Source organism: Paracidovorax avenae ATCC 19860, assembly GCF_000176855.2.
Classification (GTDB): Bacteria; Pseudomonadota; Gammaproteobacteria; order Burkholderiales; family Burkholderiaceae_C; genus Paracidovorax; species Paracidovorax avenae.
This window is the reverse complement of the sequence record NC_015138.1, coordinates 337,403-349,382: the sequence shown is the minus strand read 5'-3', so window position 1 is coordinate 349,382 and position 11,980 is coordinate 337,403. Positions and strand designations below refer to the sequence as shown.

11 protein-coding genes are annotated in these 11,980 nt (G+C 70.2%); 5 read left to right on the top strand and 6 right to left on the bottom strand.

Features of this window, described 5'->3' with window-relative positions; all coding sequences use genetic code 11:
- Window positions 1–124: 124 nt before the first annotated feature.
- The 3 genes from lplT to ACAV_RS01485 all read left to right on the top strand — a co-directional run bounded on the left by lplT (window position 125) and on the right by ACAV_RS01485 (window position 2,954).
- The gene (gene lplT / locus ACAV_RS01495) at window positions 125–1,405 is read left to right on the top strand and encodes a lysophospholipid transporter LplT (protein ID WP_013592817.1); all 1,281 of its coding nucleotides are present in this window, start codon (window positions 125–127) and stop codon (window positions 1,403–1,405) included.
- 86 nt (window positions 1,406–1,491) lie between these two features.
- Window positions 1,492–2,367, top strand: a complete 876-nt coding sequence (locus tag ACAV_RS01490; protein ID WP_013592816.1) for a DMT family transporter — start codon at window positions 1,492–1,494, stop codon at window positions 2,365–2,367.
- Window positions 2,368–2,459: 92 nt separating this feature from the next.
- Entirely contained in the window at window positions 2,460–2,954 is a 495-nt protein-coding gene (locus ACAV_RS01485; protein WP_013592815.1) for a glutathione peroxidase, read from the top strand.
- A 9-nt stretch (window positions 2,955–2,963) separates the two neighbouring features.
- On the opposite strand, the gene ACAV_RS01480 is transcribed toward ACAV_RS01485, so the two are convergent.
- Window positions 2,964–3,437, bottom strand: coding sequence for a hypothetical protein (locus ACAV_RS01480; RefSeq protein ID WP_013592814.1), 474 nt, complete (start codon window positions 3,435–3,437; stop codon window positions 2,964–2,966).
- 12 nt (window positions 3,438–3,449) lie between these two features.
- Complete coding sequence (locus ACAV_RS01475; RefSeq protein WP_013592813.1) at window positions 3,450–4,163, bottom strand: hypothetical protein; 714 nt, start codon at window positions 4,161–4,163, stop codon at window positions 3,450–3,452.
- 228 nt (window positions 4,164–4,391) lie between these two features.
- Between ACAV_RS01475 and ACAV_RS01470 the strand changes: the two genes are divergently transcribed.
- Together ACAV_RS01470 and ACAV_RS01465 are read left to right on the top strand one after the other, a co-directional pair.
- The gene (locus ACAV_RS01470) at window positions 4,392–5,972 is read left to right on the top strand and encodes a hypothetical protein (protein WP_013592812.1); all 1,581 of its coding nucleotides are present in this window, start codon (window positions 4,392–4,394) and stop codon (window positions 5,970–5,972) included.
- A gap of 43 nt (window positions 5,973–6,015) precedes the next feature.
- Window positions 6,016–7,629 carry a hypothetical protein gene (locus ACAV_RS01465; protein ID WP_013592811.1) on the top strand — a complete coding sequence of 538 codons (1,614 nt, stop codon included), beginning with the start codon at window positions 6,016–6,018 and terminating at the stop codon, window positions 7,627–7,629.
- Between the two features lie 31 nt (window positions 7,630–7,660).
- Here the strand turns inward: ACAV_RS01465 and ACAV_RS01460 are convergent, their stop codons facing one another.
- The 4 genes from ACAV_RS01460 to glcE all read right to left on the bottom strand — a co-directional run bounded on the left by ACAV_RS01460 (window position 7,661) and on the right by glcE (window position 11,893).
- Entirely contained in the window at window positions 7,661–8,572 is a 912-nt protein-coding gene (locus ACAV_RS01460; protein WP_013592810.1) for a ProQ/FINO family protein, read from the bottom strand.
- 111 nt (window positions 8,573–8,683) lie between these two features.
- A complete protein-coding gene (gene glcF, locus ACAV_RS01455) occupies window positions 8,684–9,943 on the bottom strand; it encodes a glycolate oxidase subunit GlcF (RefSeq protein WP_013592809.1) in 1,260 nt (419 codons plus the stop codon).
- Between the two features lie 46 nt (window positions 9,944–9,989).
- A complete protein-coding gene (locus ACAV_RS01450) occupies window positions 9,990–10,760 on the bottom strand; it encodes a YoaK family protein (RefSeq protein ID WP_026432453.1) in 771 nt (256 codons plus the stop codon).
- A gap of 8 nt (window positions 10,761–10,768) precedes the next feature.
- Window positions 10,769–11,893 (bottom strand): glycolate oxidase subunit GlcE, encoded by a 1,125-nt coding sequence (gene glcE / locus ACAV_RS01445; RefSeq protein ID WP_041828914.1) that lies wholly within the window; start codon window positions 11,891–11,893, stop codon window positions 10,769–10,771.
- Window positions 11,894–11,980 lie beyond the last annotated feature (87 nt).

Below are 11,980 nucleotides of genomic sequence, written 5' to 3'. Positions count from 1 at the left end.
GGCGGAAAGGGGGGAATTCTGGCATCGGAGCGTACAGGGCGCGTGATATAACCGCCAGTCACTTGCAGCCGGGTCCGAGATTTAACAGGGCATCAGTTCCGCTGATGCACCCCACAGCCATTCGATGAAGCGCGGTTTCTACACCATCATGTCGGCGCAGTTCTGCAGCTCGCTGGCCGACAACGCACTCTTCGTGGCGGCCGTCGAACTGCTGCGCACCAACGGCTCCCCGGAATGGCAGCGGGCCGCGCTGGTGCCCATGTTCGCCCTGTTCTACGTGGTGCTGGCCCCCTTCGTGGGCGCCTTCGCGGACGCGATGCCCAAGGGCAAGGTCATGTTCGTGAGCAACGCGATCAAGGTCGTCGGCTGCCTCATGATGCTGTTCGGCTCCCATCCGCTCATCGCCTATGCGGTGGTGGGCCTGGGTGCCGCGGCCTACTCCCCCGCCAAGTACGGCATCCTCACCGAGCTGCTGCCGGCCTCGCAGCTGGTCAAGGCCAATGGCTGGATCGAGGGCCTCACGATCGCCTCCATCATCCTGGGCGTGCTGCTGGGCGGCCAGCTGGTGGGCCCCAACATCTCCGGATGGCTGCTGTCGGTGGACATCCCGTTCGTGGACACCGGCGTGGACACCGCGGCCGAGGCGGCCATCGCCACGCTCATCACCGTCTATCTCGCCGCCGCCTGGTTCAACACCCGCATTCCGCACACCGGTGTCGAAATGCGCCCCATGCCGCGCAACCCGCTGGCGCTGCTCCCCGATTTCTGGGCCTGCAACAACCGCCTCTGGCGCGACAAGCTCGGGCAGATCTCCCTGGCCACCACCACCCTCTTCTGGGGCGCCGGCGGCAACCTGAAGTTCATCGTGCTGGCCTGGGCGGCCGCCGCGCTGGCCTACAACACCACCCAGGCGTCGGCGCTCACGGGCGTGGTGGCCATCGGCACCGCGGTGGGGGCCGTGGTGGCCTCCATGCGCATGCGGCTGGACATGGCCACCAAGGTCATCCCGCTGGGCATCGCCATGGGCGTGCTGCTGATCCTGATGGTGTTCATCAAGAGCATCTGGATCGCCATTCCCTTCCTGATCCTCCTTGGCGGCCTGGGCGGCTACCTGGTCGTGCCCATGAACGCGCTGCTGCAGCACCGCGGCCACAACCTCATGGGCGCCGGCCGGTCCATCGCCGTGCAGAACTTCAACGAACAGGCGGCCATCCTGGGGCTGGGCGCGTTCTACAGCCTCTCGCTCAAGATGGGGCTGTCGGTGTTCGGCGCGATCACGGCCTTCGGGCTCGTGGTGGCGGGCGTGATGTGGATGATCCGGCGCTGGCACATCCACAATTGCACCCGCCATCACGACGAGGTGGAGCACCTGCTGCACCTCGCGCGGCACGACCACCACCACTGAAGACCGGCCCCCGCGGGCCGCATCCGGCGCAGGTGCGCGGAACACCCGCCTCCAGGCACCCGCCGCCATTTCGGCCCGGATATTCCATGACCACCCCGCTGCCCATCCTCGCCCTGCTGTTCAATGCCTTCGTCTGGGGGCTGGCATGGTGGCCCTTCCGGCTGATGCACGCAGCCGGCCTCCACCCGCTCTGGGCCACGGCAGTGATGTATTGCGGCGTGCTGGTCGCGCTGCTGGCGCTGCGCCCGGGCCTCTGGGCGCAGCTGTGCGCGCATCCGCAGCTATGGCTGCTCGCCCTCAGCTCGGGATTGAACAACGTGGCCTTCAACTGGGCGGTCACCGTGGGCGACGTGGTGCGCGTGATCCTGCTGTTCTACCTGATGCCCGCCTGGGCGGTGCTGCTGGCCTGGAAGGTGCTCGGCGAGCGCCCCACGGCCGGGGCGATCGCGCGGCTGGCGCTGGCCTTCGCAGGCGTGGTGCTGGTGATCTGGCCCAGGGACGCGTCCGCGCAGGCACTGCTGCACGGGCTGTCGATGGCCGACGGCCTCGCCCTGCTGGGCGGCTTCATGTTCGCGCTCACCAACGTCACGCTGCGGCGCCTGCATGCAGTTCCGGGGCAGGCCCGCATGTTCTCGATGTTCGGCGGCTGCATGCTGATGGCGCTCGCGGTGGGCACGATCGGCCTGCACGCGGGCGTGGTGGAGCCCTTCCCCGCGCCCAACGCCACCTGGATCGCCACGGCAGCGCTGCTCGCGGGCGTGCTGCTGCTGGGCAACTGGGCGCTGCAGTTCGGCGCATCCCGGCTGGCGGCAGGCACGACGGCGATCGTGATGCTCTCGGAAGTGGTGTTCGCCAGCGTGTCGTCGGTGCTGCTGTCGGCGGCCGCGCTGCAGCCGCGCACGCTGCTGGGCGGCGGCATGATCGTGCTGGCCGCGCTGCTGGCTTCGCTGCAGCGGCGCTGAAGCCGCAGGCGGGTGCGCAGCCTCCCGCGGTCCTTGCGACAATGCGCGTGAGGCCCCCGTCGCGGGCCCTTTCTTCACCGGGAGACGCCGAGATGACCTCCGCCTATGACTTCGATGCCCTGCAGATGGACGGCCAGACGGTGCCGCTGCGCCAGTACGCGGGACGCGTGCTCCTCATCGTAAACACCGCCAGCGCCTGCGGCTTCACGCCGCAGTTCGCGGGCCTGCAGGAACTGCACCAGCGTTACGCGGACCGCGGGCTTGCCGTGCTGGGCTTTCCGTGCAACCAGTTCGGCCGGCAGGATCCGGGATCGAACGGCGAGATCGCCGCGTTCTGCCAGCGCAACTACGGCGTGGATTTCCCGATGATGGCCAAGATCGACGTGAACGGATCGGAGGCGCCGCCGCTCTACCGCTGGCTGACCGCGGAGGCGCCGGGCCTGCTAGGCACCAAGGCCATCAAGTGGAACTTCACCAAGTTCCTGGTCGGCCGGGACGGCCAGGTAATCCGCCGCTATGCCCCCACCGACAAGCCCGCATCGCTCGCCGCGGACATCGAGGCGGCGCTCGCCAGCCCCGCGCCCTGAGCCCCCCGGTCAGTCGGACAGCTCGCGCTGGGGCCGCCCGGTGATCTCGAAACGCCGGGAGAACCCCAGCGGCCTGGAGACCCCGCGCGCCTCCGGCATCAGGGGCACGCGCAGGCGGGGCCGCGGCAGCACCCTCAGCCGCCAGTCCGTGCCGCCGATGAACCGGAACCGCACCGTGTCCGTTCCCTCCACGCCCAGCAGCAGGAAACTGCCGGTGGAATACATGCCGCCGAGGGTGGCGGAGTCCAGCAGTTCCAGGCTGGGGCTGAAGAGGTGAATGCCGAGGAATTCCTCGTCCGGCACGTCGTCGGTGGTGAACAGCAGATAGCCGCTGTCGCAGCGGAACGCGGCCTCCAGTAGCGCGGCCTCCACGGTGCGGCCGGTGCGCTGGCCGGCCAGCACGATGTCGCTCAGTGGCTTGTGCCGCGCGTCGGCCTCCCGCAGGAGATGGAGGGACAGTTCTTCGGGAGCGAGGACATCCATGGACCGGGCGCCTCACCAGAGCATGTCCACACCGAAGGCGGCCAGTGCGCCCCCCACGAAGGCACCGACCGCCACGCAGACCGGCGCCCCCGGACCGCAGGCCAGGCCCGCGAGCGCGCCGCCGGCCATGCCGCCGCCGATGCCCGCGCCGGTCACGGCCACCTCGCGGCCGGTCGCCGCGACCTTGTCCTGCGCCGTCGCCACGTTGTACACCGACAGCGCCAGCGACAGCACGATGAGCCCCCGCCCCGCGCGCGACAGCCCCCGCATGGTCTGGGTGACGCGCGGATTGGATTTGCCAGCCGACTTCACGATCTCCGCATAGACGCCGTTCTGCTGCGCCGCCGTGAGCCGGTCGAACTGCGCGCCCGGCCCATGCAGCTGCTGCACCTTGCGCGCGATGAGTTCGTTGAGCGTCTTGCCTTCGGCCTTGAGCTGCTGTGCCATGGCCCGCCCGAAGGGAGTGCTGCGCCCGCGGATCACTTCCATGATCACGTTGCGCGTGTCCTGCGCCTGCTGCGCGGCCTGCGCCCAGGTGATGCGCCCCGACAGGGCCTGGGTGCGCAGTTCATTGGCCATGGCGTCGATCTGGCGGGTATAGGCGAGCCGGGCATTGCCGTCGATGGTCATGTGCGCGCCGGCATTGCCCATCTCCACCTTGAGCATCCAGACGGCTGTCTCGAACGCTGAGCGGTCCTTGACGGAATTGTCGTTGTCGGTGGTCATGTCTCCTCCTGCCCGTTCTGACGCGCCCGGCTCCCGAAAAATGGTGCCCTGGGGCTGGTGCCAACCGTACCAGCGCAGGCCGCGAAGGTTGCGCAACGACCCGTCACAAAGGTCATTTTTGGTATCCATTGATACCAGAAGCCTACCCAGGAGGGGTAGGCAGGAAGCGCGTTTTACGCTTTAGTAAATACTTCGCATTCACGCCACCATGCACAGGAGGGACAACCCATGCAGAACACCACCATCGCCCGCCCACTCCGGCGTGCTCGCCCGGCACGCCTTGCTCTGGCGTGCGCGCTTGCCCTGGCCGCTTCCGCGGCAGGCGTCGCACCGGCCTGGGCGCAAACCACCGCGGCGGCGGGCGCGGAGCCCGAGCCCGGCATGTGGGCCTTCGACGGCGAGCAGAATGGCAAGCCGGGACGCGGCCTGCAGATCGACACCCAGGAAGGCCAGGGCATGGTCGTCTCCTACGTGGGCTACCGGTCCAATGGATCCTCCCTCTTCCTGCAGGCGAGCGGCCTGCGTCCGGCGGGCAGCACCGCGTTCACCGGCACGCTGCAGGAGTTCCGCAACGGCCCCGTGATCGGCGGATCCACCGGCAACGGAGAGCCGGCTGCCAGCCTGGGCACCGTCCAGCTCAGCTTCGACACTCCCACGTCCGGTACCGTGACGCTGCCCGGCGACGTGCCGCGGCGCATCTCGCGGCTGACGTACCAGACCTTGTGGAACGAACCATTCCGGAGAGATTTCATCCTGGCGGCCTTCGCACAGCCCCAGCCCATCAACGTCCAGAACTACGATATGCAACTCGCCCAGGGTACGTTCCGCCTGCGCCAGCAGACCACGTCGGACGGCAGCCTGTGCACATATTCGGGCCCGTACCAGCCCCGCGGCGCGGGGGTGGAGTCCGAGGGCACCAGGGTCTGCACCGATGCGAACGGTACGCAGCGCAGCAGCACCTTTCGTGCGGAGCGCTTCTCCATAGACAGTTACGGGATCTTCACCGGCACGCTGCGTTCCGGCGACAGCACGACCTACCTGATGGGCCCTTGCAGAGCGGGAGCCGTCTTCCTCGACAGCCCCCTGACCTGCGCCACCGTCCGGCGCAGCTATGCCGTGGTTCAGCCGGGAATGTGGAGCTTCGACGACGAATTGGACGGACGGCCCGGCCGCAGCCTGCAGATCGATGCGCAGGATGGCAGCCGGACGATGTTCGTCTCGTACCTCGGGTACCGCCCCGATGGCTCGTCGATGTTCCTGCAGGGTGTCACGCCGGACCGCGCCGCGGCTACCCGTTACTCCGTCATCCTGAAGGAATACCGCAACGGCCCGGCGATCGGCGGACCCGCGTCATCCGGCGAAGAGGCCTCGACGGTGGGCGAAGCGCAGCTGGATTTCGACAGCCCCACCACGGGCACGATCAAACTGCCCTTCGAGTCCACGCCGCGCCGTATTTCCCGCTATCGCTACGAAGACCACACCGAACGCTTCAACAGGGCCTTCGCCGCCTACGTGTATCCGTTCGGGAACTACGAAGGCATGCGGACCCTGCTCGATATCGCCGCACGCAGCGATGTCTTCCAGATGAAGGCAACGCCCACGACCGGCAACTATTGCGAATACAAGGGCACCTACCGCCTGGCCGGCAACGGACTGGCCTCGGAAGGCACCCGCACCTGCTTCAGCGACGGCGGCACCACTACCACCGACACCCCCTACCGCATCACCGACCTGACCGTGGACCGCAACGGGCTGCTGCGCGGAAGGATCGAGGAAGCCGAGGGCACGCGGCTGGTCACCGGCCGGTGAGACGCCCGGACGACCATCGACCAGCCACTCTGAGACCGCCATCATGAAAATTGCCATTCCATCCATCCGCAGCGCCCTGGTGCCTGCGCTTCTCGCGGCCCTGGCCGCCACCGGAGCCGCGCCGGCCTTCGCGCAAGGCACCGCATCGGCAGAGCCCGAGCCCGGCATGTGGGCCTTCGATGGCGAACTCACCGGCCAGCCCGGCCGCAGTTTGCAGATCGACACCCAGCTGGGCCGCGGCATGGTCGTCTCCTACCTGGGCTACCGCGCCGACGGCTCGGCGCTCTTCCTGCAGGCGAGCGGCTACCGCGCGCAGGACGACAACAACTTCACGGGCGAGTTGCGCGAGTTCCGCAACGGCCCGGTGATCGGCGGGGGAGCCGCCAACGGCGAGGTGGCGGGCAGCGTCGGCACGCTGCGCCTGGCTTTCGACACGCCCACCTCCGGCACCGTGACGCTGCCGGGCGAGGCGCCGCGGCGCATCTCCCGCTTCACGTATGGCAACCAGCAACTGTCCCGCGATTTCGACCGGCAGATCGAGATCGGGCTGTATTCCCAGGCGAGCCGGTCACCCCGGACGGCAACGTACCGGATGCGGCTGTCCGACAGCAACCTCCGGCTGGAACAGCTCAGCAGCAGCGACGGCAGCCTCTGTGCCTATTCAGGCCCCTACCAGGTGCAGGGCGGGAGCCTGGCCTCGCAAGGCACGAAGGTCTGCACGGATGCCTCCGGCGCGCAGCAGCAGGGCACCTACAAGATCGAACAACTCCGGTTCGACAGCCAGGGCTTTCTCTCCGGAAAGATGGAGATCGACGGCGCCAGCGTCATCGCGGCAGGCGCCTGCTGGATGACTGGCGCGGTCCACCCCGGCACGCCCGCGCCCTGCTCGACGCACTTCTACGGCGGCTTCTCACTGCAGACGGGAATGTGGAGCTTCGACGACGAACTGAACGGACGGCCGGGGCGCAGCCTGCAGATCGAGAACCTGCCCGGCAGCGGGGCGCTGATCGTGTCGTACCTCGGATACCGCGCCGACGGCTCCTCCCTGTTCCTGCAGGGCTCCGCTCCGGTGGACATGGTGCAGGTACGCAACTACGAGATCCCCCTCAAGGAGTTCCGCAACGGCCCCGTGATCGGAGGGGCCGTCACTCCCGGGCAGGAGGCCGCGAGCGTGGGGACCGCGCAACTGGTGCTGAACAGCCCCACCACGGGCACCATCACGCTGCCTGGCGACACGCCGCGGCGCATCTCGCGCTACCGCTATGAAGATCACACCGCGCGCTTTGACAAGGCCTTCGCGGGCCAGGGCTACCGCTCCCCCTACCCTGCCAGCGATTCGATCGCCATCGACCTCGTCGCACGCAACGGCGTGTTTCGCATGGACACCATTGCCATGGGGACCTACAAGAACTGCCAGTACCGGGGTACCTACGACCTCGCTGGCAATGGACTGGCGACGTCCGGTTCACTGAACTGCCAGGCCTCCGAAGGCGGAACGAACACCGAATACCGCAGCGGATATTTCACGGTGGACGCCAATGGCATGCTGCGCGGCTCCCTGCTCCATTCAGCCAACGTGCCGTACCTCATCACGGCAGGGTGCATGGGCAGCAACAGCCGCCTCTGCACCCGCGACGAGCTGCAGCAGCCCCGCTGAAAAGCCGCAGCGCGAATGCTGGCCGGGCGGCTCAGGCCTCGGCCGGCGGGGGCTCCGGAGCTTCCGGGGCCGCTGGTGCGGGTGCAGCCACGGGCGCTGCACGCATCTGGCGCGCACGCTGCAGCAGCCGCTCGGCCGCCCGCGGCTGCAGGCCGTACATGTCGGCGAACTGTTCCACCGTGCTGCCGCTGGCCTCGAAGGCGCGCAGCAGGGCCTCGGCCTTGGCGTCGCGCTCGGCGACTTCGGCGAAGGCTTCGTCCAGCACGGCATTGGCGCGCTCGTCGCGGCCACGCACCAGCGCGTCGTAGGCTTCGCGCGTGAGGCCCGATGCTTCGTACGCCTGGGCGATGCGGCGGCGCAGCTTGGCGGTGAGGTCCTCGCCGTCGCGCGGCTTCTTGCGGCGAAAGACCTCCAGCAGCGCGTGGTGCACGTGCTCGGGCGCCATGGCCTCAACGGCCTGGCCCTGCAGGTCGTGCCGCGGGCGGCCCTCGGCCACCACCTGCAGGTAGCGGGTGGAGCGGGTATGGATGCCCAGCGCGGCCTTCAGGTCGTCCTTCTCGAAGGCGCCGGGGTGGGCGTCCTGCAGGTCCTGGAAGATGCCGCGCTTGAGCGGCAGGAACTGCGCGCCGAAGAGGTGCGGATAGAACCCTGCCAGTTGCTCCAGCACGGGATGGGTGCGGCGCGGGCCCTGGGCCTGCGGCGCGGCAGGGCCTGGCGCGGCGGCGGGATCGCCCGCGGAGCGGTTGCGGGCGCCTCCGCGGCCCCGGCCTCCACGGCGGCCGGCGCGGGGGGCGCGGCCTTCGCTGCCGGCCTCGGCAGCATCGCCGGTGGCGGCCGGCGCGGCATTGTCCATTGCGTCTTCGCGGCCTGCCGCGGCCTGCGCGTCGCCCGCTGCGGCGGGGACGGGGTTCTGGGTTGCTTCTGCGGTCGCGTTGTCGGTCATGGCAATCAAGGATGCGGTCTGGTCAGGGCGTGCGGCCCGGCTGCGCGGCATGGCCACGCGGCGTAAAACCCGCCATCATGCCAGTTTGCCGCGCCCGGCCCCTGCGCGGCGCTAGACGGCGCCCGGCCGCAGGGCCTCGTCGAGCACCTCCACCCAGTGCCGCACGGGCACCTGGGTGCCGCTCTGCAGGTGCGTGATGCAGCCGATATTGGCCGAGAGGATGGCCGCGGGCGGCTCCTCCGCGCAGGCCTCGTCCAGCGCGCCGAGCTTGCGGTCGCGCAACTGGCCGGCGATCTCCGGCTGCAGCAGCGAGTAGGTGCCGGCGGAACCGCAGCACAGGTGCGACTCCGTGCGCGCCACGCGCAGGCGGAAGCCCAGGCGGGCCAGGTGGGCCTCCACCCCGCCGCGCAGTTTCTGGCCGTGCTGCAGCGTGCAGGGTGGGTGGTAGGCGAGCAGCGCGCGCGGGGGATCGATCCGCCCCTGCAGCCGCTCGGCGAGCGCGGGCAGCATGTCCGGCAGCAGCTCGGACAGGTCCCGCGCCAGCGCGCTGACGCGCTCCGCCCGCGCGGCGTAGGCCGGGTCGTGGCGCAGCAGGTGGCCGTACTCCTTGACCGTTGCGCCGCAGCCCGAGGCATTGAGCACGATCGCCTCCACGCCGCCCGCCTCCACGTGCGGCCACCAGGCATCGATGTTGGCGCGCATCTGCGCGAGGCCGCCGTCCTGGTCGTTGAGGTGGAACTTCACCGCGCCACAGCAGCCCTCGCCGGCGGCGATCACGGTCTGGATGCCCGCGGCGTCCAGCACGCGCGCCGTGGCGCGGTTCACATTGGGCAGCATCGCCGGCTGCACGCAGCCCGCGAGCATGAGCACCTTGCGCGCGTGCTCGCGCACCGGCCAGGCGCCGGCCTCCTGGGGGCGCGGCACCTTGGCGCGCAGCGTGGCAGGCAGCAGCCCGCGCACGGCCTGGCCGGCCTTCAGGGCCGGCTTGAAGAGCGGCGAAGGCAGGCCCTCCTTCAATGCCCAGCGGCGCGCGCGCTCGGGCAGCGGCCGCGGCACCTTGTCCTCGACGATGCGCCGGCCGATATCCACCAGGCGCCCGTACTGCACGCCGCTCGGGCAGGTCGTCTCGCAGTTGCGGCAGGTCAGGCAGCGGTCCAGGTGCAGTTGCGTCTTGCGCGTGGGTGTCTCCCCTTCCAGCACCTGCTTGATGAGGTAGATGCGCCCGCGCGGCCCGTCCAGCTCGTCGCCGAGCAACTGGTAGGTCGGGCACGTGGCGGTGCAGAAGCCGCAGTGCACGCACTTGCGCAGGATGCCCTCGGCCTCGCGGCCTTCGGGCGTGTCCTGGAATTCGGGGGCGAGTCGGGTTTGCATGGTGATCGTTGTCGTGGGAAGGTCGTGGTGTCGGCCCGCAGGGCGCTCAAGGGCGATGGCGGCGCGCGCGCCACAGCGCGGCCAGGTGCCCGAAATCCGAGGCGAGCGGCGGCAGCGCGAGCCCCAGCAGCACCGCCGCCAGCGGCACCACCCAGACGAAGCCCACGTGCTTGAAGCCGGCCGCGCCCACGATGCCGCCGGCCGTGAACATGCCCAGCAGGCTCGCGAACAGCACCAGCCGGGCGCGGTTGGAATGCACGTGCGCTTCCGGCGGCGTGCCGCGCCGGTTCCAGTAGAGCATCTTGCCCATCTCGATGCCCAGGTCGGTGGCCACGCCCGTCATGTGCGTGGTGCGGATCTGGGCGGAAGACATCTTGGTCACCACCGCGTTCTGCAGCCCCATGAGGAAGGCCAGCAGCAGCACCGTGAGCGGCACCGAGAACGGGGTGGGCCAGCCCAGGGTGATCGCGCCCATGAGCCCGAACAGCAGCATCAGCACGGCCTCCAGGAGCAGCGGCAGCGCGAACCCGCTGCGCAGCCGGTGGTGGCGCGCCCAGTTCACCATGATCGCGGTGGTGCCCGCTCCCGACATGAACGCCCATAGCGTGCCCACGGCGGCCAGCACCAGGGCCATGTTGCCCAGCACGAGGTTGTCGGCCACGGTGGACAGGAACCCCGTCATGTGCGAGGTGTAGCTGTGCACGACGAGGAAGCCGCCCGCGTTCACCGCACCCGCGTTGAACGCCAGCAGCAGCCCCAGCAGCCGGTTGGTGGACGGCGTGCGGTGCCGCCCCATGAGGTGCCTCAGGAGGCGCATGCCCTCGCCTACCCCGCCACCCGCCGTCCGGGATTGAAGATGCCCTCGGGATCGAAGGCCGCACGCAGCCGGTCATGGATGCGCTGCAGGGCCGCGTCCGCGGGCTGCGCCGGCGCGGCACCGGCCGCCGGCTCGGGAGATTCCGCCGGGGCGCGGAACAGCGTGGCAGCACCGCCGACGGCACGCGCGGCCTCCTGCAGCGCAGGCCCCAGGGCTGGCGGCGCCTGCACCCAGCGCAGCCCGCCGTGCCATTCGACCAGCGGGCCGGATGCACCGGCAGGCAGCGCCAGGGCCGGGGCCGACTGCGGCACCGACAGGCGCCAGAGCGCGGCGCCCGCGGGCCGGCCGGCGAACCACGGCAGCGCCTGTTCGCGGCAGGCGCCCCACTGCGCGGCCGCCTCCTGCGGCGATTGCAGCTGCCCGCCCAGGGCGCGGCAGGCGGACTCCACGGCCGCCACGGCACCCCGCAGCCGCAAGTGCAGCACGCCGCCCGCGGCGCCGGACAGGCCGGCCTCCCAGCGGCTGGCATTCAACGGCAGCGGCTGGCCACCCCATTCCTGCAGCCGCCGCAGCGCCTCGACCTGAGGCAGCTCGAAGCACAGCGTGGCCTCCGCGGGCGGCACGGGCAGCACCTTGAGGCTCACTTCGGTCACGACGCCCAGCGTGCCCCAGGCCCCGGCCATCAGCCGCGACACGTCGTAGCCCGCCACGTTCTTCATGACCTGCCCGCCAAAGCGCAGGCATTCGGCGCGGCCGTTGACGATCTCCGCTCCGAGCACGAAATCGCGCACGGCCCCGGTGCTCGCGCGGGCCGGGCCCGACAGCCCTGCCGCGACCATGCCCCCCACGGTGGCGCCCTCGCCGAAATGCGGCGGCTCGAACGGCAGGCACTGCCCCCGGCTGGCCAGCAGTGCCTCCAGCTCGGCGAGGGGGGTGCCGGCGCGCACCGTCACCACCAGCTCGCTCGGCTCATAGTCCACCACGCCCGTGCAGGCACGCGTGTCGAGCAGTTCGCCGTCCAGCGGCATGCCGCCATGGAAATCCTTGGTGCCGCCCCCCCGGATGCGCAAGGGACGGCCTGCGCGCGCACTGTCGCGCACGCGTTCGATGATCTGGCGAAGGGCGGAATCCATGGCTGCATCGTAGCGGCAGCCCCGGGCCGGGGCGCCTGGCGCCGGCGTGAATTTTTTGAATGCGGCGCGTGAAGCCTGGAGAGGCAC